Source organism: Pseudomonas fuscovaginae SE-1, from assembly GCF_000364705.1.
Lineage (GTDB): Bacteria > Pseudomonadota > Gammaproteobacteria > Pseudomonadales > Pseudomonadaceae > Aquipseudomonas > Aquipseudomonas fuscovaginae_A.
Window position 1 is genome coordinate 25,122 of sequence record NZ_AQOH01000312.1, and the last position, 23,242, is coordinate 48,363.

19 protein-coding genes are annotated in these 23,242 nt (G+C 63.9%); 16 read left to right on the top strand and 3 right to left on the bottom strand.

Annotated elements, in window-relative coordinates:
* The first annotated feature begins 77 nt into the window (after positions 1-77).
* The 10 genes from K675_RS0124970 to K675_RS0125015 all read left to right on the top strand — a co-directional run bounded on the left by K675_RS0124970 (position 78) and on the right by K675_RS0125015 (position 12,891).
* Entirely contained in the window at positions 78-2,681 is a 2,604-nt protein-coding gene (locus K675_RS0124970) for a TonB-dependent receptor (RefSeq protein ID WP_017906194.1), read from the top strand.
* A 118-nt stretch (positions 2,682-2,799) separates the two neighbouring features.
* Complete coding sequence (locus tag K675_RS0124975) at positions 2,800-3,408, top strand: biliverdin-producing heme oxygenase (RefSeq protein ID WP_017906195.1); 609 nt, start codon at positions 2,800-2,802, stop codon at positions 3,406-3,408.
* Between the two features lie 181 nt (positions 3,409-3,589).
* Positions 3,590-3,997, top strand: coding sequence for a YbaN family protein (locus K675_RS0124980; protein ID WP_026145521.1), 408 nt, complete (start codon positions 3,590-3,592; stop codon positions 3,995-3,997).
* A gap of 219 nt (positions 3,998-4,216) precedes the next feature.
* Complete coding sequence (locus tag K675_RS0124985; protein ID WP_026145522.1) at positions 4,217-5,566, top strand: CoA transferase; 1,350 nt, start codon at positions 4,217-4,219, stop codon at positions 5,564-5,566.
* A 341-nt stretch (positions 5,567-5,907) separates the two neighbouring features.
* Complete coding sequence (gene arcD, locus K675_RS0124990; RefSeq protein ID WP_026145523.1) at positions 5,908-7,335, top strand: arginine-ornithine antiporter; 1,428 nt, start codon at positions 5,908-5,910, stop codon at positions 7,333-7,335.
* Between the two features lie 31 nt (positions 7,336-7,366).
* On the top strand, positions 7,367-8,623 hold the full coding sequence (gene arcA, locus K675_RS0124995) for an arginine deiminase (protein ID WP_017906199.1): 1,257 nt from the start codon (positions 7,367-7,369) through the stop codon (positions 8,621-8,623).
* A gap of 94 nt (positions 8,624-8,717) precedes the next feature.
* Positions 8,718-9,728 (top strand): ornithine carbamoyltransferase, encoded by a 1,011-nt coding sequence (locus tag K675_RS0125000; protein WP_017906200.1) that lies wholly within the window; start codon positions 8,718-8,720, stop codon positions 9,726-9,728.
* Between the two features lie 214 nt (positions 9,729-9,942).
* Complete coding sequence (arcC, locus tag K675_RS0125005) at positions 9,943-10,872, top strand: carbamate kinase (protein ID WP_017906201.1); 930 nt, start codon at positions 9,943-9,945, stop codon at positions 10,870-10,872.
* A gap of 57 nt (positions 10,873-10,929) precedes the next feature.
* Positions 10,930-11,289, top strand: coding sequence for a DUF5064 family protein (locus tag K675_RS0125010; RefSeq protein ID WP_017906202.1), 360 nt, complete (start codon positions 10,930-10,932; stop codon positions 11,287-11,289).
* Positions 11,290-11,382: 93 nt separating this feature from the next.
* Positions 11,383-12,891 (top strand): sigma-54-dependent transcriptional regulator, encoded by a 1,509-nt coding sequence (locus K675_RS0125015; protein WP_017906203.1) that lies wholly within the window; start codon positions 11,383-11,385, stop codon positions 12,889-12,891.
* A gap of 238 nt (positions 12,892-13,129) precedes the next feature.
* Here K675_RS0125015 and K675_RS33195 read toward each other — a convergent pair whose 3' ends face one another.
* The gene (locus K675_RS33195; protein WP_017906204.1) at positions 13,130-13,288 is read right to left on the bottom strand and encodes a hypothetical protein; all 159 of its coding nucleotides are present in this window, start codon (positions 13,286-13,288) and stop codon (positions 13,130-13,132) included.
* Between K675_RS33195 and gcvH the strand changes: the two genes are divergently transcribed.
* The 6 genes from gcvH (at position 13,287) to K675_RS0125050 (ending at position 20,524) form a co-directional block, all read left to right on the top strand.
* The gene (gene gcvH, locus K675_RS0125025; RefSeq protein WP_017906205.1) at positions 13,287-13,664 is read left to right on the top strand and encodes a glycine cleavage system protein GcvH; all 378 of its coding nucleotides are present in this window, start codon (positions 13,287-13,289) and stop codon (positions 13,662-13,664) included. The genes K675_RS33195 and gcvH overlap by 2 nt on opposite strands.
* A gap of 9 nt (positions 13,665-13,673) precedes the next feature.
* Positions 13,674-16,523: an aminomethyl-transferring glycine dehydrogenase gene (gene gcvP, locus K675_RS0125030; RefSeq protein WP_017906206.1), complete on the top strand. Its 2,850-nt coding sequence runs from the start codon at positions 13,674-13,676 to the stop codon at positions 16,521-16,523.
* A 221-nt stretch (positions 16,524-16,744) separates the two neighbouring features.
* On the top strand, positions 16,745-18,121 hold the full coding sequence (locus K675_RS0125035) for an L-serine ammonia-lyase (RefSeq protein ID WP_017906207.1): 1,377 nt from the start codon (positions 16,745-16,747) through the stop codon (positions 18,119-18,121).
* A 49-nt stretch (positions 18,122-18,170) separates the two neighbouring features.
* Positions 18,171-19,295: a glycine cleavage system aminomethyltransferase GcvT gene (gcvT, locus tag K675_RS0125040; RefSeq protein WP_017906208.1), complete on the top strand. Its 1,125-nt coding sequence runs from the start codon at positions 18,171-18,173 to the stop codon at positions 19,293-19,295.
* A 389-nt stretch (positions 19,296-19,684) separates the two neighbouring features.
* Positions 19,685-19,897 (top strand): cold-shock protein, encoded by a 213-nt coding sequence (locus tag K675_RS0125045; RefSeq protein WP_017906209.1) that lies wholly within the window; start codon positions 19,685-19,687, stop codon positions 19,895-19,897.
* A 141-nt stretch (positions 19,898-20,038) separates the two neighbouring features.
* Positions 20,039-20,524, top strand: coding sequence for an RDD family protein (locus K675_RS0125050; protein ID WP_017906210.1), 486 nt, complete (start codon positions 20,039-20,041; stop codon positions 20,522-20,524).
* 77 nt (positions 20,525-20,601) lie between these two features.
* Here K675_RS0125050 and K675_RS0125055 read toward each other — a convergent pair whose 3' ends face one another.
* Together K675_RS0125055 and K675_RS0125060 are read right to left on the bottom strand one after the other, a co-directional pair.
* Positions 20,602-22,020 carry a DegQ family serine endoprotease gene (locus K675_RS0125055; RefSeq protein WP_420066348.1) on the bottom strand — a complete coding sequence of 473 codons (1,419 nt, stop codon included), beginning with the start codon at positions 22,018-22,020 and terminating at the stop codon, positions 20,602-20,604.
* Positions 22,021-22,271: 251 nt separating this feature from the next.
* The gene (locus tag K675_RS0125060) at positions 22,272-23,234 is read right to left on the bottom strand and encodes a MucB/RseB C-terminal domain-containing protein (RefSeq protein ID WP_017906212.1); all 963 of its coding nucleotides are present in this window, start codon (positions 23,232-23,234) and stop codon (positions 22,272-22,274) included.
* Between the last annotated feature and the right edge of the window lie 8 nt (positions 23,235-23,242).

A 23,242-nucleotide genomic window follows, 5' to 3' on the forward strand; every position in this document is an offset into this window, starting at 1 on the left:
CTCGTTATAGCCAATGCAAGTGATTCTCATATCGAATCGCATCGCAACTATAAGTTTCGAATACCGGAGCGCTATCGATGCCCACTCGTTTCACCTCCAAGGCCCGCAGCGGCGGCCTGCAACAGTGCACGCTGTCCCTGCTCACCGCCGCCGTGCTGCTCGCCGGCGCCCAGGCGACCCCTGTACTGGCAGCCACCAGCGCCACTCAACCGACGCGCAGCCTGGGCAACTACAACTTCACCATCGCCCAGCAGCCGCTGGTGTCGGCGCTGAACGCGTTCACCGCGGTGACCGGCTGGCAGGTCGGGTTGCCCGCCGAGCTGGGCCAGGGCGTGGCATCGCCGGGCGTGCGCGGTGCGCTGACACCGGAAAAGGCCCTGGAGCAACTGCTGGTCGGCACCAACCTGAGCTACCGCAAGCTCGGCGACAATAACGTCGTTCTGGAAAGACGTGCCGGCGGCGCTACCCTCAACCTGCAACAGGTCACCATCAGTGCCACCCGCCAGGAGCAGGACGTGTCTTCGGTGCCCAACACCGTGACCGTGCAGGACCGCCAGCAGCTCGACCGGCAGAACGTCAACAACATCAGGCAACTGGTACGTTACGAGCCAGGGGTTTCCGTGGGCGGCGCAGGCCTGCGCGGCGGCGGCATCAGCGGCTACAACATCCGCGGCATCGACGGCGACCGTATCCTGACCCAGGTCGACGGCGTCGAGATCCCCGACAGCTTCTTCAACGGCCCCTACGCGCAGACCCACCGAAACTACGTCGACCCGGAAATCGTCAAGCGCGTGGAAATCCTCCGCGGCCCGGCCTCGGTGCTCTACGGCAGCAACGCCATCGGCGGCGCGGTCAGCTACTTCACCCTTGACCCGAGCGACATCATCAAGCCCGGCCAGGACGTCGGCGCCCGCCTGAAGACCGGCTACAGCTCCGCCGACAACAGCTGGCTGACCTCCGCCACCTTCGCCGGCCGCACGGGCGATTTCGATGGCCTGCTGCACCTGAGCCAACGCAACGGCCGCGAAACCGAATCCTACGGCGACACCGGCGGCACCGGCCTCACGCGCACCGAGGCCAACCCGGAAACCAACCGCACCACCAACGTGCTGGCCAAGCTGGGCTGGAACTACAGCGACGACTCGCGCCTCGGGCTGACCTACGAGCGCTACAAGAGCGATATCGACACCAACCAGCGCAGCGCCGTGGGTGGGCCGTTCAGCAATGGCGCGGGCGTCGGCATGTACCGCTCGCGTACCGGCAACGATACCGTCACCCGCGAACGCTTCGGCATCGAGAACAGCTTCGGCCTCGACAGCGCCATGGCCGATCGCCTTAAGCTGAGCCTGAACTATCAGACCGCCAAGACCGACGAAAGCACCCTGGAGGACTACTTCCCCTTCGTGCGTCGTGTGCTGCGCAGCCGGGACACGGTCTACAAGGAACAGCAGTGGGTGCTCGACGCCCAGGCGGACAAGGCCTTCAACATCGGCGAAACCGATCATCTGCTGACCTACGGCACCACGCTCAAGCAACAGAAGGTCACCGGTTCGCGTAGCGGCAGCGGCACGTGCCTGGCGATCAGCGTCGTGCCAGGCCAGGGCTGCACCACGGTCGGCGGCAACAGCCCGCTGGATCGCCTGGCGAAATCCAGCGACTTCCCCGATCCAACCATCGACACCTACTCGCTATTCGCCCAGGACCAGATCAACTGGGACAAGTGGACCTTCCTGCCGGGCCTGCGCTATGACTACACCCAGCTCAAGCCGCACATCACCCAGGCGTTCATCAACACCATCACCGCGGCGGGTGGCGGTGACATCGACGGCTCGAACAAGACCTGGCACCGCGTGTCGCCGAAGTTCGGCCTGACCTACGCCTTGACCGACCAGTACACCTGGTACGGCCAATACGCCGAGGGCTTCCGCACCCCATCCGCCAAGGCGCTGTACGGTCGCTTCCAGAACGGTACCACCGGCTACAACGTCGAACCCAACCCGAACCTGGAACCGGAAAAAAGCAAAAGCTATGAAACCGGCCTGCGCGGCCGCTTCGATGCCGGCTCCTTCGACGTGGCAGTGTTCTACAACAAGTATCGCGACTTCATCAACGAAGACGCGGTGGCTCCCGGCTACAGCGAGCTGACGTTCCAGACCAACAACATCAAGCACGCCACCATCAAGGGCGCCGAGGTCAAGGGCCGCCTGAACCTGGACCACTTCGGCGCACCGCAAGGCCTCTACACCCAGGGCTCTGTGGCCTATGCCTACGGTCGCAACGATGACAGCGGTGAACCGATCAACAGCGTCAACCCGCTCACCGGCGTGTTCGGCCTGGGCTACGACCAGGAAAAATACGGGGCGCTGCTGAGCTGGACCCTGGTCAAGCGCAAGGACCGGGTGGACGACAGCACCTTCAACGCCCCCGACGGCCTGACCAGCAGCAAGCAGTTCAAGACGCCCGGCTATGGCGTGCTCGACCTGACCGGTTTCTACAAGGTCACCGACGACGTGACGGTCAACGCCGGCCTGTACAACCTGACCGACAAGAAATACTGGAACTGGGATGACGTGCGCGGCTACGACGGCGTCGGCGAAGCCGGTGTGCTCAGCCCGGCCAACCTCGACCGCCTGACCGCCCCGGGCCGCAACTTCTCGGTCAACCTGGTCTGGGACATCTGACCGGCCGCAACCTCCCCCCGCCACGACGACAATCGGCGGGGGTGAGGTTTTTTTACTGTGGCGCGTCTCCTTGTTCGTCTAGTAACTGAAAGCGCCTCTCATTCCCAAGGACTCCGCAATGACCTCCCAGGACACTACCCAACGCCCAAGCCTGCGCTCCCAGCGCCTGAACCAGATCACCCACGAGCCGCACGGCAAGCTCGACCAACTGGTGAAGGCCCACGCACCGTTCGAGAACCAGGCCAATTTCGCCCGTTTCGTGGTCGCCCAGTACCTGTTCCAGTCGGAACTGGTGGCGCTCTACAACGACCCGGAACTGATCGCCATCGTCCCCGACCTGCCGGCACGTTGCCGTGCCGACGCGGCCAAGGCCGACCTGGCGGACCTGGATACCGAAGTCCCGGCGCCAGTGGCCGGTGCCCTGAAGAATCCGAGCAAGGCCGAGGCCCTGGGCTGGATCTTCGTTTCCGAAGGTTCCAAGCTCGGTGCGGCGTTCCTGATCAAGCGCGCCGTCGGCCTGGGCCTGAGCGAAACCTTCGGTGCCCGCCACCTGGGCGAGCCGGCCGGTGGCCGTGCCGAAGGCTGGAAGAGCTTCATCAAGACCCTCGACAGCCTGGCGTTCAGCGCCGAGGAGGAAGCCGCGGTGGAGAAAGGGGCCATCGATGCCTTCGTGCGCTTCACCGTGTTGCTGGAACAGGCCTACGAGTCGGCACCCGAGCTGGCCTGAGTGATACGGGTTTGCCTGTGAGGTCTTCGGTGATTTCGCGGGCCTTTTCGCGGGCAAGCCCTGCTCCTAAAGAAGAACACTGCAACCTGTAGGAGCAGGGCTTGCCCGCGAATGAGGCTTGAACAGCACAATGAAGCACCAGAGCTTGAGCCAAATCGCCCGGCGCACCACAATTGATACCATGACCCGTAAAACGCCCTCGTCCTCCAAACTCTCGCGCCTCCTGTTCGGCGTGCTCGCCTATGTCAGCCTCGGTATCGGCCTGATCGCCATCGTCGTGCCCGGCCTGCCCACCACCGAATTCATCCTGCTGGCCGCCTGGGCCGCCACCCGCAGTTCACCGCGCCTGAGTGCCTGGCTGGAGAACCACCGGCTGTTCGGACCGATTCTGAGCAACTGGCGCAATGGCAAGATCATCGCCCGCCGGGCCAAGGTCAGCGCCACCGTGAGCATGCTGCTGTGCGCGACGCTGATGCTGGTGATGCTCGAACACCAGTGGCCGGTCTACCTGGCCATCGCCGGGATGACCCTCGGCAACCTGTGGATCTGGTCCCGCCCCGAGCGCCTGCCGGTCGCCGAATTGCCCTGAAAGGCAGCGAAGCCCCACGCTGATGTCGACCCCGCCTTCCTGCGGGAGCAGGGTTTGCCCACGAATCGGCCCTCGAGCCCCGGCCAATGCCCTGAAACACCCTATACACACTCCCCCCTCAACCATCGCGTCAAGCGCACAATCGTCGGAAGGTGCCTGCAAAAATCGACAGCCGCGAATATTTGCGCTGCAATGATTCTACTCATGGAGGGCCTTTCGATGACCGATCTGCTGACATCCATCCAAGCCGCACTCGCGCTACCCGCCTCGACTCCCGACTTCACCGAATCCGGCGCCCTGCCCTCGGCCTTTGCCGTCACCGAGCTGGCCAGCGCCAGCCTGGCGGCCGTGGGCCAGGCGGTGGCCGAACTGCTCCGACAGCAGACCGGGCAAAGCCCTGGGGTCAGCGTCGACCGACGCCTGGCCTCGTTCTGGTTCGCCAGTTCCCTGCGGCCCATCGGCTGGAACCTGCCAGAGCCCTGGGATCCGATTGCCGGTGACTACGCCACCGCCGATGGCTGGATTCGCCTGCACACCAACGCACCGCATCATCGGGCCGCCGCCGAGCGGGTGCTGGGGCCGGCCAGCGACCGAGCGGCGATGGCCGACCTCGTCGCCCGCTGGAACAAGGGCGAACTGGAGCAGGCAATCGTCGACAGCGGTGGCTGCGCCGCCGAAATGCGCAGTTGGGACGACTGGAGACACCATCCCCAGGGCTTGGCGGTCAACGCCGAAGCCCTGATCCAGCGCCATATCGATGACGATCAGCGCACGCGCGCCTGGACCGGCTCGGCAAAGCAGCCGCTGGCCGGTATCAAGGTCCTCGACCTGACCCGCATCCTCGCAGGTCCGGTGGCCAGTCGCATGCTGGCGGGACTCGGCGCCGAGGTACTGCGCATCGATCCGCCGCACTGGGACGAGCCGAGCCTGGTGCCGGAGGTCACCCGCGGCAAGCGCTGCGCACGCCTGGACCTGCGGGCCAGCGCCGACCGCCGGGTATTCGACCGGCTGCTGGGCGAAGCCGACATCCTGCTGCACGGCTATCGGGCCGACGCACTGGAGCGGCTTGGCTACGCGGCACCGCATCGCCGGCAACTGTCTGCGGGCTTGATCGATGTCTGTCTCAACGCCTATGGCTGGAACGGCCCGTGGCGCAACCGTCGTGGCTTCGACAGCCTGGTGCAGATGAGCTGCGGTATCGCCCAGGCCGGCATGCAGTGGAAACAGGCGGATGTCCCGACACCCTTGCCGGTGCAGGCGCTGGACCATGCCACTGGCTACCTGATGGCTGCCGTGGCGATTCGTGCCCTGACCGAACGGCTGCACAGCGGACGCGGTGGCTCGGCCCGACTGTCGCTGGCGCGCACGGCGAAGTTGCTGCTGGAGCAGGGACCGGGCAACGACACACAGCCCCTGCGCCGGGAGACCTCCAGGGACCGCAGCACCTGGGTCGAGTACACGGCCTGGGGACCGGCGCATCGCCTGATACCGCCGCTGAACATCGAGGGGACGTCACTGCATTGGCGGTTGCCAGCCGGGAAACTGGGCACGCACCCGGCCAAGTGGTAAGTTCAGGACTGGCCATTATATGGCCATCTCCGTTACTTCTTTATTCCTGCTTATTTCACCGCCTGGAACAAGGAAGTTCCGCAATCGCCATGCCCCCTTACATGGCGCCACAAACTTTCAAATTCGCGACACACCCCAATCAACATCGCCATAAAAACGCGGATAACTTATAAAAAATCATTAAAAATCAATAAATTAAAATCAGATTCCGAATTCCTGCGCAATTAACTCAAGTTATCCAGGAAAGATCAAATACCCTCCATTCCCTGATCCAAGTCACCTCCCGTCTTTATCTACCCCACTACCCTGAAGCCTCACTTCTCCTGAACTGGAGTCATGAAATGTCTGAGTCTCCCGGAAAACTCCGTTTGGGCGCACTGGTTGCCCTGGTGGTGGGTTCGATGATCGGCGGGGGAATCTTTTCCCTGCCACAAAACATGGCCGCCAGTGCCGATGTCGGCGCCGTCCTGATCGGCTGGGCCATCACCGCCGTGGGCATGCTGACCCTGGCCTTCGTGTTCCAGACCCTGGCCAATCGCAAACCGGATCTCGACGGCGGGGTCTATGCCTACGCCAAGGCCGGATTCGGCGACTACATGGGCTTTTCCTCGGCCTGGGGCTACTGGATCAGTGCCTGGCTGGGCAACGTCGGCTACTTCGTCCTGTTGTTCAGCACCCTGGGCTACTTCTTCCCGGTCTTCGGTGAAGGCAACACTGTCACGGCGGTGGTCGGAGCCTCGCTGCTGTTATGGGCCGTACATTTCCTGGTGCTGCGCGGCATCCACGAGGCGGCCTTCATCAACCTGGTGACCACCGTCGCCAAGGTGGTGCCGCTGCTGCTGTTCGTACTGATCGCACTGTTCGCCTTCAAGCTCGATATCTTCAGCGCCGACATCTGGGGCATGAAGAACCCGGACCTGGGCAGTGTGATGAACCAGGTGCGCAACATGATGCTGGTCACCGTCTGGGTGTTCATCGGTATCGAGGGCGCGAGCATCTTCTCTTCCCGCGCGGAAAAACGCTCGGACGTGGGCAAGGCCACGGTCATCGGGTTCATCACCGTGCTGCTGTTGCTGGTGCTGGTCAACGTGCTGTCGCTGGGGATCATGACCCAGCCGGAACTGGCCAAGCTGCAGAACCCCTCCATGGCCGCCGTGCTGGAGCACGTGGTCGGGCACTGGGGCGCGCTGCTGATCAGCATAGGCCTGATCATCTCGTTGCTCGGCGCCCTGCTGTCATGGGTACTGCTGTGCGCCGAGATCATGTTCGCCGCGGCCCGCGACCATACCATGCCGGCGTTCCTGCGCCGCGAGAACGCCAACCATGTGCCGGCCAACGCCCTCTGGCTGACCAACGCGATGGTTCAGGTGTTCCTGGTCATCACGCTGTTTTCCGCCAGCACCTACCTGTCGCTGATCTACCTCGCCACCTCGATGATCCTGGTGCCCTACCTGTGGTCGGCGGCCTACGCGGTGCTGCTGGCGGTGCGTGGCGAATCCTACGAAAACGCCCCTGGCGAACGGCGCAAGGATCTGTGCATCGCCGCCATCGCCCTGCTCTACGCGATCTGGCTGCTGTACGCCGGCGGCGTGAAGTACCTGCTGCTGTCCGCCCTGCTCTACGCGCCGGGCGCGATCCTGTTCGCCAAGGCCAAGCACGAGCTGGGCAAACCCATCTTCACCGTCGTTGAGAAGCTGATTTTCACCGCGGTGGTCGCCGGCGCCCTGCTGGCCGCCTACGGTCTCCACGACGGCTTCCTGACGCTGTAACCACCTGTTCGTTCCTTCTGGAGGATCTGCAATGACCACGGAAAAAGTGAAGTACGGCGTTCATTCCGAAGCCGGCAAGCTGCGCAAGGTGATGGTGTGCTCACCCGGCCTGGCCCATCAGCGGCTGACCCCGAACAACTGCGACGAACTGCTGTTCGATGATGTGCTCTGGGTCGCCCAGGCCAAGCGCGATCACTTCGATTTCGTCACCAAGATGCGTGAACACGATATCGACGTGCTGGAGATGCACAACCTGCTGACCGATATCGTCGGCCAGCCGCAAGCGCTGGACTGGATTCTCGAGCGCAAGCTCACCGCCAACCAGGTCGGCCTCGGCCTGGTCAGCGAAGTCGGCGCCTGGCTCAAGAGCCTGGAGCCACGCAAGGTCGCCGAGTTCCTGATCGGCGGGGTGTCCGCCGATGACCTGCCCGACAGCTTCGGCGGCAAGACCCTCCAGATGTTCCGCGACTTCCTCGGCCATTCCAGCTTCATCCTGCCGCCGCTGCCCAACACCCAGTTCACCCGCGACACCACCTGCTGGATCTATGGCGGGGTGACCCTCAACCCGATGTATTGGCCGGCACGCCGCCAGGAAACCCTGCTGGCCACGGCCATCTACAAGTTCCACCCGGAATTCGTCAACGCCGACTTCCAGGTCTGGTACGGCGACCCGGACCAGGAACACGGCAACGCCACCCTCGAGGGCGGCGACGTGATGCCGATCGGCAACGGCGTCGTGCTGATCGGCATGGGTGAGCGCTCCTCGCGCCAGGCCATCGGTCAGTTGGCGCTGAGCCTGTTCAAGAACCAGGCGGTGGAACGGGTGATCGTCGCCGGCCTGCCGAAGTCCCGTGCGGCCATGCACCTGGACACCGTGTTCAGTTTCTGCGATCGCGACCTGGTGACCATCTTCCCGGAAGTGGTGAACCAGATCGTCGCTTTCAGCCTGCGTCCCGACGAGAGCAAGCCCGGTGGCATCGATGTCCGTCGCGAGGACAAAAGCTTCCTCGACACCGTCGCCCAGGCCCTGGGCCTCAAGGCCCTGCGCGTGGTGGAGACTGGCGGCAACAGCTTCGCCGCCGAACGGGAACAGTGGGACGACGGCAACAACGTGGTGGCCCTGGAACCGGGCGTGGTGATCGGCTATGACCGCAACACCTACACCAACACCCTGCTGCGCAAGGCTGGCGTCGAGGTCATCACCATCAGCGCCGGCGAACTGGGCCGCGGCCGCGGCGGCGGCCACTGCATGACCTGCCCGATCGTCCGCGACCCGATCGACTACTGACCGATATTCGAGGCCTGTTCCCGTCGCCCGCTGGGGCAAGCCCGGTGCCCATCGGGCGGGACAGGCCGATTACCGACATACGAGGAGATTCAACATGGCTTTCAACATGCGCAACCGCAGCCTGCTGAGCTTGATGCACCACACCAACCGCGAGTTGCACTACCTGCTCGACCTGTCCCGCGACCTCAAGCGCGCCAAGTACACCGGCACCGAGCAGCCGCATCTCAAGGGCAAGAACATCGCGCTGATCTTCGAGAAGACCTCGACCCGCACCCGCTGCGCCTTCGAAGTCGCGGCCCATGACCAGGGTGCCCACGTCACCTACATCGACCCGGTGTCGTCGCAGATCGGCCACAAGGAAAGCATGAAGGACACCGCCCGCGTCCTCGGGCGGATGTTCGATGCCATCGAGTACCGCGGTTTCGAACAGGAAATCGTCGAAGAGTTGGCCCAGTTCGCCGGCGTGCCGGTGTTCAACGGCCTGACCGCCGAGTTCCACCCGACCCAGATGATCGCCGACGTACTGACCATGCGCGAGCACAGCGACAAGCCGCTGCATGACATCAGCTACGCCTACCTGGGCGATGCCCGCTACAACATGGGCAACTCGCTGCTGATGATCGGCGCCAAGCTCGGGATGGACGTGCGCATAGCCGCACCGAAGGCGCTGTGGCCCCACCAGGACTTCATCGCCCAGTGCCAGGCGTTCGCCGAGGAAAGCGGCGCGCGCATCACGCTGACAGAAGACCCGGTGGCGGCGGTCAAGGGCGTGGACTTCATCCACACCGACGTCTGGGTCTCCATGGGCGAGCCGGTGGACGCCTGGGACGAACGCATCGAGCAGTTGCTGCCGTACCAGGTCAATACCCGGCTGATGAAGGCCGCGGGCAATCCGCGGGTGAAATTCATGCACTGCCTGCCGGCGTTCCACAACAGCGAGACCAAGGTCGGCAAGGACATCGCCGCGCGCTATCCGCACCTGGCCAATGGCGTGGAAGTGACCGAGGAGGTGTTCGAGTCGCCGGCCAACATCGCCTTCGAACAGGCGGAGAACCGCATGCACACCATCAAGGCGATCCTGGTGGCCGCACTGGCGGATATCTGACCCTCCAAGAGACTCGTTGCAAAGGGACAAACCAGGGGCAGCCATGCGCTGTGAGAGCCGGATTTATCCGCGAACAGTGTCTCAAGGCCACCAAGGGCTTCGCGGATAAACCGGAGCGCCGGACCACCGGCTCCAGCCAAATGAGTCCGACTCCGAGAATGAGTTCGTTCCCACAGACTCTCGCCTCACAAAGACACCAGAGAAGGACTGCACCATGCGTATCGTCGTAGCACTGGGCGGCAACGCCCTCCTGCGTCGTGGTGAACCCATGACCGCGGAAAACCAGCGCGCCAACATCCGTATCGCCGCCGAGCAGATCGCGAAAATCCATGCTGGCAACCAACTGGTGATCGCCCACGGCAACGGCCCCCAGGTCGGCCTGCTGTCGTTGCAGGCGGCGGCCTACACCCAGGTTTCGCCCTACCCGCTGGATGTGCTGGGCGCGGAAACCGAGGGCATGATCGGCTACATCATAGAACAGGAGCTGGGCAACCTGCTGGACTTCGAAGTGCCCTTCGCCACGCTGCTGACCCAGGTCGAAGTCGACCCCGACGATCCGGCTTTCCAGCAGCCGAGCAAACCCATCGGCCCGGTCTATACCCGGGAGCAGGCCGAGCGGCTGGCCGCGGAGAAAGGCTGGAACATCGCCGCCGATGGCGACGGGTTTCGTCGGGTGGTCGCCAGCCCGAAACCGAAGCGCATCTTCGAGATCCGTCCGATCCAGTGGTTGCTGGAAAACGGCAGCATCGTGATCTGCGCCGGTGGTGGCGGAATTCCGACGATGTATGACGAGAACCGCAAGCTGCAAGGCATCGAGGCGGTGATCGACAAGGACCTGTGCTCGGCGCTGCTGGCCCGGCAACTGGAATGCGACCTGCTGGTGATCGCCACCGACGTCAGCGCGGCGTTCGTCGACTGGGGCAAGCCGACCCGGAAGGCAATCGCACGGGCGCACCCCGACGACCTGGAGAAACTCGGCTTCGCCGCCGGCTCCATGGGACCGAAGGTCGAGGCCGCTTGCGAGTTCGCCCGGCAGACCGGCAAGGTAGCGGTGATCGGCTCGCTGGCGGATATCGAGGCTATCGTCCAGGGTAAAGCGGGGACCCGAGTCAGTACCGCCCAGCCCGGCATCGTTTATTCATGAGAACCTTCGGGGCAGGCCATGGTCTGCCCTACTCACGCCTTGCAAGGAGACACCACCATGGCCAAGTTCGAGCCCGGTCACCTGCACATCGAACGACACGCGCTGAACAAGGAAGACTTCAGCTACAACCTGTGCATCGACTATGAACTCGCCCAGGACCCGCAGGAGGGCCAGGGCATGCAGTTCAGGTTGCACGGCACCATCGAGGACAAACCGCTCGACGAGTCGTTCTTCCTGGCCAAGGACCAGGCCTTCGATTTCGCCCGCCACGCCACCCGCATCGCCCAGCATCACGGCATGCCCAAGAGCGCCAACATCATCGCCCTGCACAAGTACTACGACGAGATGTTCGAGGACGTACGCGCGCAACTGCACGTCAAGTCCGGCGATCCGATGAAGCCCGAGCACTTGCGGTAATCACCAACCGACCGCGCAACGCATTGCGCGTGGGAAGCCCGTGACGGAGATGGCATAATTGCGCCCTTCTCGCCCGGAACCGTACACCGCCCCATGCGTATCCACGTCAGCTTCATCGACCGCGTCGGCATCACCCAGGAGGTCCTGGCCCTGCTCGGGGGGCGCAACCTGAACCTGGATGCGGTGGAGATGGTGCCGCCCAACGTCTACATCGACGCGCCGACTCTCAGCCCGCAGGTGCTGGAAGAGCTGCGCGATGCCCTGTTCAGCGTGCGTGGCGTGCAGGCGGTCACCGTGGTCGACATCCTGCCCGGCCAACGCCGGCACCTGCAGCTCGACGCCCTGCTCGCGGCCATGACCGATCCAGTGCTGGCGCTGGACAGCCAGGGCGTGGTGCTGCTGGCCAACCCGGCGATGGTCGCCCTGTACGGGCGCGAGCCGGCGGGTGAGAGCGTCGCCGGGCTGTTCGCCGACCCCGGTCTGCTGGATGCCCTGCTGGAGAACGGTTTTCGCCTGCCACTACGGGAAATCACCGTCAACGGCCAGACGCTGCTGCTCGATGCCACACCGATCACCGATGCCGGCGCCCTGCTGACGCTGTACCAGCCCAACCGGATCGGTGAACGCCTGTCCGCGTTGCACCACGACCATGCCGAGGGCTTCGACTCGCTGCTTGGCGAGTCGGTGCCGATTCGTACGCTCAAGGCCCGCGCCCAGCGGGTCGCGGCCCTCGATGCCCCCCTGCTGATCCAGGGCGAGACCGGTACCGGCAAGGAACTGGTGGCACGTGCCTGCCATGCCATCAGCGCCCGTCATGGCGCGCCGTTTCTCGCCCTGAACTGTGCGGCGCTCCCGGAAAGCCTCGCCGAGAGCGAGCTGTTCGGCTATGCCCCCGGCGCCTTCACCGGCGCCCAGCGCGGCGGCAAGCCGGGGCTGATGGAACTGGCGAACCAGGGCACGGTGTTTCTCGACGAAATCGGCGAGATGTCGCCCTACCTGCAGGCCAAGCTGTTGCGTTTTCTCAATGACGGCAGCTTTCGCCGGGTGGGCGGCGACCGCGAGATCAAGGTCAATGTGCGGATCATCAGCGCCACCCACCGCGACCTGGAGAAGATGGTCAGCGAAGGGCACTTTCGCGAAGACCTGTTCTACCGCCTCAACGTCCTCAACGTCGAGGTGCCGCCGCTGCGCGAACGCGGCCAGGACATCCTGCTGCTGGCGCGCTACTTCATGCAGCAGGCCTGCACGCAGATCCAGCGCCCGGTGTGCCGGCTGGCCCCCGGCACCTACCCGGCGCTGCTGGGCAACCGCTGGCCGGGCAACGTCCGCCAGTTGCAGAACGTGATCTTCCGCGCGGCGGCGATCTGCGAGGGCAGCCTGGTGGATATCGGCGACCTGGACATTGCCGGCACCTCCGTGGCGCGCGAAAGCGACGGCGAGATCGAAAGCCTGGAACAGGCGGTCGAGGATTTCGAGCGCAACCTGCTGGAAAAGCTCTACGCCCAATACCCGTCGACCCGCCAGTTGGCCAACCGCCTGCAGACTTCCCACACGGCGATTGCCCATCGCCTGCGCAAGTACGGGATTCCCGGCAAGCCCTGAACCGCCACCCTGTCCCTGGCTGCACACTGGCCTGCGGGGTACACGAGCAGGCGGCCAGCGGCCGACCTCCGGGAACAACCATCCCCTGCGACCACTCCAGAAGCGACACTCATCTGTACTGAAAGCGATACAGTGGAACGGTTTCGATACAGCGACTGTCCTCCCCATTCTGACAAGACTTTGATCCTGTTGCGCTTTTTTCGGCCCTCCAGACTGTAGCGATTTCACTACAGCCCATTCACGGCCAATACGCCGAAATCTTCGCCAGACCCTTGATTTTCAAGCTTCTCACCCGATTGGCCGCAAATTTGCTAAGGGAGTCCCATTCAAGCGGGGCGAAGTCCTCGCCTTCAATAGCGTCCACCAGACGAATCTGGCCCTTGAGGAGTGTTTCCATGTCCGAGTTGCGTTTTACCGAAGACCACGAGTGGCTGCGTAGCGAAGCCGATGGCAGCGTCACGGTCGGCATCACCGTGTTCGCCCAGAACGCCCTGGGTGATGTGGTATTCGTCCAACTGCCGGAACTGCAGGCCTACGACAAGGGCGCCGAAGCCGCCACCGTGGAATCGGTCAAGGCCGCCAGCGGCGTGTACATGCCGTTGGACGGCGAAGTGCTGGAGGTCAACCCGGCGCTGGAGGACAGCCCGGAGCTGGTCAATGAAGACCCGCTGGGCGAAGGCTGGTTCTTCCGCTTCAAACCCGCCGATGCCGCCGCCGTCGGCCAACTGCTGGATCAGGCCGCCTACGACCGCCTGATCGCAGCCCAGGCCTGAGGAATCGCCATGACCCTCAACCTCGGCACCACCAATGAATTCATCAGCCGTCATATCGGCCCACGCCAGGATGACGAGCGTGCCATGCTCGCCACTCTCGGCTTCGACTCCCTGGAAGCCCTGAGTGCCAGCGTGATTCCCGACAGCATCAAGGGCACCAGTGTCCTCGACCTGCCGGCCGGCCAGAGCGAAGCCGACGCCCTGGCGTCGATCAAGGCCATCGCCGGGCAGAACCAACTGTTCAAGACCTACATCGGCCAGGGCTACTACAACTGCCACACGCCGTCGCCGATCCTGCGCAACCTGCTGGAAAACCCGGCCTGGTACACCGCCTACACCCCCTACCAGCCGGAAATCTCCCAGGGCCGCCTGGAAGCGCTGCTGAACTTCCAGACCCTGATCAGCGACCTGACCGGCCTGCCGATCGCCAACGCCTCGCTGCTCGATGAAGCCACCGCCGCCGCCGAAGCCATGACCTTCTGCAAGCGTCTGAGCAAGAACAAGGGCAGCCATGCCTTTTTCGCCTCCGTGCACTGCCACCCGCAGACCCTCGATGTGCTGCGCACCCGTGCCGAGCCGCTGGGCATCGACGTGGTGGTCGGCGACGAACGTGAACTGAGCGACGTCAGCACCTTCTTCGGCGCCCTGCTGCAATACCCGGCGAGCAATGGTGACCTGTTCGACTATCGCGAGTTGACCGAGCGTTTCCACGCCGCCAATGCCCTGGTCGCGGTCGCCGCCGACCTGCTGGCCCTGACCCTGCTCACTCCGCCGGGCGAATTTGGTGCCGATGTCACCATCGGCAGCGCCCAGCGCTTTGGTGTCCCGCTGGGCTTCGGTGGCCCGCATGCCGCCTACTTCTCCACCCGCGATGCGTTCAAGCGCGACATGCCCGGCCGCCTGGTCGGTGTTTCTGTAGACCGTTTCGGCAAGCCGGCCCTGCGCCTGGCGATGCAGACCCGCGAACAGCACATCCGTCGCGAGAAGGCCACCAGCAACATCTGCACCGCCCAGGTGCTGCTGGCCAACATCGCCAGCATGTACGCCGTGTACCACGGTCCCCAGGGGCTGACACAGATCGCCCAGCGCACCCACCGCCTGACCGCGATCCTGGCCAAGGGCCTGAGCGCTCTGGGCCTGGGCGTCGAGCAGGAGAGCTTCTTCGATACCCTGACGCTCAAGACCGGTGCCCAGACCGCTACCCTGCACGCCAAGGCGCGCGAGCAGAAGATCAACCTGCGCGTGGTCGATGACGAGCGCCTGGGCCTGTCGCTCGACGAAACCTGCGGCCAGGCCGATGTCGAAACCCTCTGGGCGCTGCTGGCCGGTGACAAGGCCCTGCCTGACTTCGCCGCGCTCGCCGCCTCGACCGGGGACAGCATTCCGACCGCCCTGGTACGCCAGTCGCCGATCCTCAGCCATCCGGTGTTCAACCGCTATCACTCGGAAACCGAGCTGATGCGCTACCTGCGCAAGCTGGCGGACAAGGACCTGGCCCTGGACCGCACCATGATCCCGCTGGGCTCCTGCACCATGAAGCTCAACGCCGCCAGCGAGATGATCCCGGTGACCTGGGCCGAATTCGGCGCCCTGCACCCGTTCGCCCCGGCCGAGCAGAGTGCCGGCTATCAGCGACTGACCGACGAACTGGAGGCGATGCTCTGCGCCGCCACCGGCTATGACGCGGTGTCCCTGCAGCCGAACGCCGGCTCCCAGGGCGAGTACGCCGGCCTGCTGGCGATCCGTGCCTACCACCAGAGCCGTGGCGAAGGTCGTCGCGACATCTGCCTGATCCCGTCGTCGGCCCACGGCACCAACCCGGCCACCGCCCACATGGCCGGCATGCGCGTGGTGGTCACCGCCTGCGATGCCCGTGGCAACGTCGACATCGAGGACCTGCGGGCCAAGGCCATCGAGCACCGCGAGCACCTCGCCGCGCTGATGATCACCTACCCGTCGACCCACGGCGTGTTCGAGGAAGGCATCCGCGAAATCTGCGGCATCATCCACGACAACGGCGGCCAGGTGTACATCGACGGCGCCAACATGAACGCGATGGTCGGCCTCTGCGCGCCGGGCAAGTTCGGCGGCGACGTCTCCCACCTGAACCTGCACAAGACTTTCTGCATCCCCCACGGCGGTGGCGGCCCGGGTGTCGGCCCGATCGGCGTGAAGTCGCACCTGGCGCCGTTCCTGCCCGGTCATGGCGTGATGGCGCGCAAGGAAGGCGCGGTCTGCGCGGCACCGTTCGGCAGCGCGAGCATCCTGCCGATCACCTGGATGTACATCCGCATGATGGGTGGCGAAGGTCTCAAGCGCGCCTCGCAACTGGCCATCCTCAATGCCAACTACATCTCCCGGCGCCTGGAAGAGCACTACCCGGTGCTCTACACCGGCAGCAACGGCCTGGTGGCCCACGAGTGCATCCTCGACCTGCGCCCGCTGAAGGACAGCAGCGGCATCAGCGTCGACGACGTCGCCAAGCGCCTGATCGACTTCGGCTTCCATGCTCCGACCATGTCGTTCCCGGTCGCCGGCACGCTGATGATCGAGCCGACCGAAAGTGAGTCCAGGGAAGAACTGGACCGTTTCTGCGACGCCATGATCCGTATCCGCGAGGAAATCCGCGCGGTGGAGAACGGCAGCCTGGACAAGGACGACAACCCGCTGAAGAACGCCCCGCACACTGCGGCGGAGCTGGTCGGCGAGTGGGCGCACCCGTACAGCCGCGAACAGGCGGTGTATCCGGTGGCGTCGCTGGTCGAAGCCAAGTACTGGCCGCCGGTCGGTCGCGTCGACAACGTGTTCGGTGATCGCAACCTGGTCTGCGCCTGCCCGTCGATCGAGAACTACGCTTAAACCTTTGCCGTGACCAAAGGCTTGCCTGTGGTGAGGGGCTTGGCGGAACACCGCACTGCCCCACTGGGGCGCGCGGCGCCCCAAAACCGGCTATTGCGTTGCACCAGAGTGAACGCATTGGCTGGTTTTACGGCTGCTTCGCAGCCGAGCGCGGGCAAGCCCGCTCGCCACAAGCGTACAGACCGTCCCCCTATAATTATTAGAAAAAAAGGAGAACCATCATGTCCCTGAGCGTGTTCGACCTGTTCAAGATCGGCATCGGTCCCTCCAGCTCCCACACCGTCGGACCGATGCGCGCCGCCGCACGGTTCGTCGAGGGCCTGCGTCGCGAGAACCTGCTGGAGCAGACCACGTGCGTCAAGGTCGAGCTGTACGGCTCGCTCGGCGCCACCGGCAAGGGCCACGGCAGCGACAAGGCCGTGTTGCTCGGGCTGGAGGGAGAGCATCCCGACACCGTCGATACCGAAACCGTCGCCGACCGTCTGCAAGCCATTCGTGGCAGCGGCCGCCTGAAACTGCTCGGCGAGCACTCCATCGAATTCAGCGAAAAGCTCCACCTGGCGATGATCCGCAAACCGTTGGCCTACCATCCCAACGGCATGATCTTCCGCGCCTTCGACGGCGCCGGTATCCAGATCCGCAGCCGCGAGTACTACTCGATCGGCGGCGGCTTCGTCGTCGATGAAGATGCCGCCGGTGCCAACCGTATCGTCGAGGACAGCACCCCGCTGACCTTTCCGTTCAAGAGCGCCAAGGAGCTGCTGGGCCACTGCAGCACCTACGGCCTGTCCATCAGCCAGGTCATGCTGACCAACGAAAGCGCCTGGCGGCCCGAGGCGGAAACCCGCGCCGGGTTGCTGAAGATCTGGCAGGTGATGCAGGACTGCGTCGCCGCCGGCTGTCGCAACGAAGGCATCCTGCAAGGCGGCCTGAAGGTCAAGCGCCGCGCCGCCGCCCTGCACCGGCAACTGTGCAAGAACCCCGAGGCGGCCCTGCGCGATGCGCTGTCGGTGCTGGACTGGGTCAACCTCTACGCCCTGGCGGTCAACGAGGAAAACGCCAACGGCGGCCGGGTAGTCACCGCCCCGACCAATGGCGCGGCCGGGATCATCCCCGCCGTCCTGCACTACTACATGCGTTTCATCCCCGGTGCCAACGAGGATGGCGTGGTGCGCTTCCTGCTCACCGCCGCCGCGATCGGCATCCTCTACAAGGAAAACGCCTCGATCTCCGGGGCCGAGGTCGGCTGCCAGGGCGAAGTCGGCGTGGCCTGCTCGATGGCGGCCGGTGCCCTCTGCGAAGTACTGGGCGGCAGCGTGCAACAGGTCGAGAACGCCGCCGAAATCGGCATGGAGCACAACCTCGGGCTGACCTGCGACCCGATCGGCGGGCTGGTGCAGGTACCTTGCATCGAGCGCAACGCGATGGGCTCGGTCAAGGCCATCAATGCCGTGCGCATGGCCCTGCGCGGGGACGGCCAGCACTTCGTCTCCCTCGACAAGGTGATCCGCACCATGCGCCAGACCGGTGCCGACATGAAGAGCAAATACAAGGAGACCGCCCGTGGCGGTCTGGCCGTAAACATTATCGAATGCTGATCGGCGAGGCGGGCGCAAGCCGCCTTCCGGCCATTTCCAGGAGTTGAAGATGTCCACCGAAAACCTGCTGAAAACCCCGCTGCACGCCCTGCACCTGCAACTCGGGGCACGCATGGTGCCGTTCGCCGGCTATGAGATGCCGGTGCAGTACCCGCTGGGCGTCCTGAAGGAACACCAGCACACCCGCGATCAGGCCGGCTTGTTCGATGTCTCGCACATGGGCCAGATCCGCCTGGTCGGCGCAGACGCCGCCAAGGCCCTCGAAACCCTGGTGCCGGTGGATATCGTCGACCTGCCGGTGGGCATGCAGCGCTATGCGATGTTCACCAACGAAAACGGCGGCATCCTCGACGACCTGATGGTCGCCAACCTGGGTAACGACGAGCTGTTCCTGGTGGTCAACGCCGCCTGCAAGGAGCAGGACCTGGCCCACCTGCGCAAGCACCTGGGGCATCTGTGCGAGGTGCAGCCGCTGTTCGAGGAGCGCGCCCTGCTCGCCCTGCAAGGCCCGGCTGCCGTTACCGTGCTGGCCCGCCTGGCACCGGAAGTAACCCGGATGACCTTCATGCAGTTCGCGCCATTGCGCCTGCTGGGTGTCGACTGCTACGTCAGCCGTTCCGGCTACACCGGCGAGGACGGCTTCGAGATTTCCGTGCCGGCAGCCAGTGCCGAGTGCCTGGCCCGCAGCCTGCTGGCCGAGACCGAGGTCGAAGCCATCGGCCTGGGCGCTCGCGATTCGCTGCGCCTGGAGGCTGGCCTGTGCCTCTACGGGCACGACATGAACGAGCAGACCACCCCGGTCGAAGCCAGCCTGCTCTGGGCCGTGTCCAAGGCCCGGCGTGCCGATGGCGCCCGTGCCGGCGGCTTCCCGGGTGCGGAACAGGTCTTCGCACAGCAGCAACAGGGCGTCCAACGCAAGCGCGTCGGCCTGCTGCCGCAGGAACGGACGCCGGTGCGCGAAGGCGCGGAAATCGTCGACGAAGCCGGTACGGTGATCGGCCGCGTGTGCAGCGGCGGCTTCGGCCCGACCCTTGGCGCCCCGCTGGCCATGGGCTATGTGGACAACGCCCACTGCGCCCTGGGTACCCAGGTCTGGGCTATCGTGCGGGGCAAGCACATCCCGCTGAAAGTCAGCAAAATGCCGTTTGTCGCACAACGTTACTATCGCGGTTGATACCAACAGTAACAACTAAAGGTAATGAAACTGTGCACTGGTTTGTAACGTTGGCGCCACAAACCAGTGCATATATTCACAAGTGAACTTGCCTTATAACGGTCGAACACAAGTGAATACTTGAATGTCAGGGATGTCCCGGCCACAGCCCACGAAAACTGCGGCAAACGGCCTCAAATCGCGGGATGGACGGGGGCTTGTTTTTTCTCCCACAGTTGGCGTAGAGTTTCCCTACTGTGTTTGCATGGGTCGCTTGGAATCGTGACCTGGGCAGTAGCTATAAGTTCGCTACAACCCGTTCGACGTCTCTTACTTTCCTGCAACCCAGCCCAGTACTCTTTCCAGTGAAAGGGGCTGTCATTAATTTTTAGCGTCAAAGGAAATAAGAAATGTCCGAACGTAAGAGCGGTACCGTCAAGTGGTTTAACGACGAAAAAGGTTTTGGTTTTATCACTCCTGAGAGCGGTCCGGATCTGTTCGTCCACTTCCGCGCCATTCAGGGCAGCGGCTTCAAAAGCCTGAAAGAAGGCCAGAAAGTGACCTTCATCGCCGTACAGGGCCAGAAAGGCCTGCAGGCTGACGAAGTCATCGCAGAGAACTGAGTTCGGTTTTCAAGCCTGAAAAGCCCCTGATGGTGACATCAGGGGCTTTTTTTGTGTGTGCGATTCATGCATCAGCGGCCATGGGTCTGGTTTTATGGGGGTGGCTTCGTAAAATGGCCTTTTCCTCGAGAGAACGCCCCCATGACGAAGCACGTACTAAGCCCGCAGGGTGATTTCCCCGCCGCCGGCCTGGGTCGCCGCCTGGCCGCGATGTTCTATGACGCCCTGCTGTGCACCGCCCTGTTGATCGTGACCGGCTTCATCTACAAGCTGGCGCAGATGGCGATCATGGGCGAGCAACGCCTCAAGACCCTCGCGGACTCCGGCGCCCTGGACGGCGACCCCCTGTTCTCGACCGTGGTGTTCTGCGTGCTGTTCGGCTTCTTCGCCAAGTTCTGGACCTACAAGGGCCAGACCCTGGGCATGCAGGTCTGGGGCATTCGCGTGCAGAACGCCGATGGTTCGGCGATCAGCCTCTGGCAGGCCCTGCTGCGTTTTCTCATCGCCATCCCTTCCATGCTCTTCGCCGGCCTGGGTTTCCTCTGGGTGCTGCTGGACAAGCAGAAGCGCAGTTGGCACGACATCTACTCCGACAGCCAGTTGGTACGCATTCCCAAACGGCGCTGAGGCTTTCCAGCCGCCCATGAAAAAGCCCGCCTCATATTGAGGCGGGCTTTTTTACATCCAGACGCTAGCCGATTGCGTTACTCGGCCAGCTTGAAGGTGATGAAGCTGGCACGTCCCTGACGCAGGACACGCATCGACACCGAACGATTCTTCGGCAGGGCCTTGGCGATCTCGGTGAACTGCTTGGCATCGGTGATCGCCTGGTTGTTCAGGTGGGTGATCACATCGCCCGGCTGCAGGCCGATCAGTGCCGCGGGACCATCCTGGACTTCCTTGATGACCACGCCGCCCTTGACCAGGTCGTTGGCCTTCTTCTGCTCGTCGCTCAGGTCGGCGACGGAAACGCCCAGGCGGTTGCTGCTGCGCTCGGCACCGGCCGACCTGCCGCTGTCCATTTCCTTGCCTTCGTCAGGAATCGCGCCGACGGTCAGCTCGATGGTCTTGCGCTGGCCTTCACGCACCACTTCCAGCTTGGCCTTCTCGCCCGCCTTCAGTGCACCGACCAGGTGCGGCAGGTCGGCCGACATTTCGATCGGCTGGCCATTCATGCTGAGGATCACGTCACCGACCTGCAGGCCGCCCTTGGCCGCCGGACCATCATCCTGCACCTGGGCAACCAGCGCACCGGCCGGCTTGTCCAGGCCGAACGACTCGGCCAGGTCCTTGTTGACCTCCTGGATGACCACGCCCAGCCAGCCACGGCTGACCTTGCCACCGGCCTTCAACTGGTTGGAAACATCCATGGCCACGTCGATCGGGATGGCGAAGGAGACGCCCATGAAGCCACCGGAGCGGGTATAGATCTGCGAGTTGATCCCGACCACTTCACCGTTGAGGTTGAACAGCGGACCACCGGAGTTGCCCGGGTTGATCGGCACGTCGGTCTGGATGAACGGCACATAATTCTCGTTCGGCAGGCTGCGGCCCACAGCGCTGACGATACCCTGGGTCACGGTGTGGTCAAAGCCGAACGGCGAACCGATGGCGACTACCCACTGGCCGGGCTTGAGGTCCTTGGACTTGCCGAGCTTGAGGGTCGGCAGGTTCTTGCCGTCGATCTTCAGCAGGGCCACGTCGGAACGCGGATCGGTGCCGACCAGCTTGGCCTTGAGCTCGCTGCGGTCGGCCAGGCGTACGAGGATCTCATCCGCATCGGCCACCACGTGGTTGTTGGTCAGGATATAACCGTCATTGGAGATGATGAACCCCGACCCCAGCGACTGTGCTTCACGCTGCCGACCGCCACCTTTCGGGCTGCGCGGTTGCGGGAAGCCGCGGAAGAACTGCTGGATCTCCGGAGGCAGGCCTTCCAGCCCCTGGATATCCGACACCTTGCGGTCCGGCAGTTTCTGGGTGGTACTGATGTTCACCACGGCCGGCGAGGCCTGCTCCACCAACTGGGTGAAATCGGGCAATTCCGCGGCCTGGGCCGCCACCGCCTGCCCGAGGAGCAGGACCGTGGCGAAAATGGACAGATAGGACTTCAAGCTTGGTATCGACATACGGCTCCCGTGAACAACGAGCATGGTTAAGCGACAGGTACCATAAAACCCAAAGACGATTAAGCCTGGATTACGGACCGGGAACAACAAACAAGGCCAGCGCCGAAAAGGCTCTGACCTATAGGAAAATTCAGGTTGGTTTGCAAGGGAAAATGATCACCGGACATTTCGGCATCTCGATCCCGCTGCCGGACGGCGTGCAGGTGGGCGCGGGATCGAGTCGGCAGATGTCATGGCTCAGTCTCTTACTGCCGGGCAGCCTGCGCATCACCGGCGCGCATCGACAGGGCGATACGTTCGGCTGTTCCGATGGGTATCTCGCCCACGACGGTGACCATGATCTCCCCGGACGGGGTGGTCAGGCGCCGGGAGACGGCAACGGTCGGGCCCAGTTGGGTGCGGGTATCGGCGATGTTGGCGCCGTGGAGGGGTTCGAGGAAAACCGAGAAACGCGCCAGCCCATCGTCATACATCAGGCTGCTGACCTGGGTCCTGGTCTGCGGATCGACACGCGCGGAACTGTTCACCAGCTCGAAGCCTGGTGGCAGCCAATCGGAATGCCACTGTTGGGCCACCTTGCTGGCCTGGGCCTGGTTACCGGCCTGGATCACCGGCTTGCATTCGGCACCGCCCTGCAGCTGGCTGTCCTGGGGGACATCGCTGGTATTGAGCTCGGTGAACTGGAAGCGTTCGAGCAACTGGCCCTTGTCGTTGATCAGCAACGACTTCAGCGGCAATCCGGTCTGGCGGTCCAGGTGCAATTCGAAGCCATAGCGATGCTGATCGCGAGGCGTCAGGGAAACAATGACCGCAGGGCGGCCGGCGACGCGGGACTTGCCCACGACCGCTATGTCATACCAGGCCTTGAGCTTTTGTGGATCAAGCGCGCGGGCATGGGCGTCAGGCGACTGGCCCAGCCCCGCCACCAACGAGCCGCTGACGCACTCGGTGCGTCCATCGACCCGTACCACCTCTTGCGCCGAACCATCGAGCTGCAGCAGGCGTTCGCGAACCTGACCGTTCTGGACCAGATGCCAGATACTGTGGGTCGAGAAACTGCCATTGCGTTCGTAGACGAAGGTGCCCTGGAAGCTTTGCTGTTGCTCGGCTTGCCCAAGACGGCTCAACCAGTCCTGGGCTTCGTCGGCCTGGGCGGTGAAAGCGAATCCACCGGCCAGGGCAAGCGTGAGAAGAGGTAGTGCGCGCATGATCCTCC

What these genes read in the sequence shown, in the direction of transcription:
- K675_RS0125015 (WP_017906203.1), top strand. Translation starts at nt 11,383, where the DNA reads ATGCGTATCCACGTCAGCTTCATCGACCGCGTCGGCATCACCCAGGAG.
- K675_RS0125045 (WP_017906209.1), top strand. Translation starts at nt 19,685, where the DNA reads ATGTCCGAACGTAAGAGCGGTACCGTCAAGTGGTTTAACGACGAAAAA.
- K675_RS0125050 (WP_017906210.1), top strand. Translation starts at nt 20,039, where the DNA reads ATGACGAAGCACGTACTAAGCCCGCAGGGTGATTTCCCCGCCGCCGGC.
- arcC (WP_017906201.1), top strand. Translation starts at nt 9,943, where the DNA reads ATGCGTATCGTCGTAGCACTGGGCGGCAACGCCCTCCTGCGTCGTGGT.
- gcvT (WP_017906208.1), top strand. Translation starts at nt 18,171, where the DNA reads ATGTCCACCGAAAACCTGCTGAAAACCCCGCTGCACGCCCTGCACCTG.
- K675_RS0124970 (WP_017906194.1), top strand. Translation starts at nt 78, where the DNA reads ATGCCCACTCGTTTCACCTCCAAGGCCCGCAGCGGCGGCCTGCAACAG.
- arcA (WP_017906199.1), top strand. Translation starts at nt 7,367, where the DNA reads ATGACCACGGAAAAAGTGAAGTACGGCGTTCATTCCGAAGCCGGCAAG.
- K675_RS0125000 (WP_017906200.1), top strand. Translation starts at nt 8,718, where the DNA reads ATGGCTTTCAACATGCGCAACCGCAGCCTGCTGAGCTTGATGCACCAC.
- K675_RS0125060 (WP_017906212.1), bottom strand. Translation starts at nt 23,234, where the DNA reads ATGCGCGCACTACCTCTTCTCACGCTTGCCCTGGCCGGTGGATTCGCT.
- K675_RS0125010 (WP_017906202.1), top strand. Translation starts at nt 10,930, where the DNA reads ATGGCCAAGTTCGAGCCCGGTCACCTGCACATCGAACGACACGCGCTG.
- K675_RS0125035 (WP_017906207.1), top strand. Translation starts at nt 16,745, where the DNA reads ATGTCCCTGAGCGTGTTCGACCTGTTCAAGATCGGCATCGGTCCCTCC.
- gcvP (WP_017906206.1), top strand. Translation starts at nt 13,674, where the DNA reads ATGACCCTCAACCTCGGCACCACCAATGAATTCATCAGCCGTCATATC.
- K675_RS0124985 (WP_026145522.1), top strand. Translation starts at nt 4,217, where the DNA reads ATGACCGATCTGCTGACATCCATCCAAGCCGCACTCGCGCTACCCGCC.
- gcvH (WP_017906205.1), top strand. Translation starts at nt 13,287, where the DNA reads ATGTCCGAGTTGCGTTTTACCGAAGACCACGAGTGGCTGCGTAGCGAA.
- arcD (WP_026145523.1), top strand. Translation starts at nt 5,908, where the DNA reads ATGTCTGAGTCTCCCGGAAAACTCCGTTTGGGCGCACTGGTTGCCCTG.
- K675_RS0124980 (WP_026145521.1), top strand. Translation starts at nt 3,590, where the DNA reads ATGACCCGTAAAACGCCCTCGTCCTCCAAACTCTCGCGCCTCCTGTTC.
- K675_RS0124975 (WP_017906195.1), top strand. Translation starts at nt 2,800, where the DNA reads ATGACCTCCCAGGACACTACCCAACGCCCAAGCCTGCGCTCCCAGCGC.
- K675_RS33195 (WP_017906204.1), bottom strand. Translation starts at nt 13,288, where the DNA reads ATGGAAACACTCCTCAAGGGCCAGATTCGTCTGGTGGACGCTATTGAA.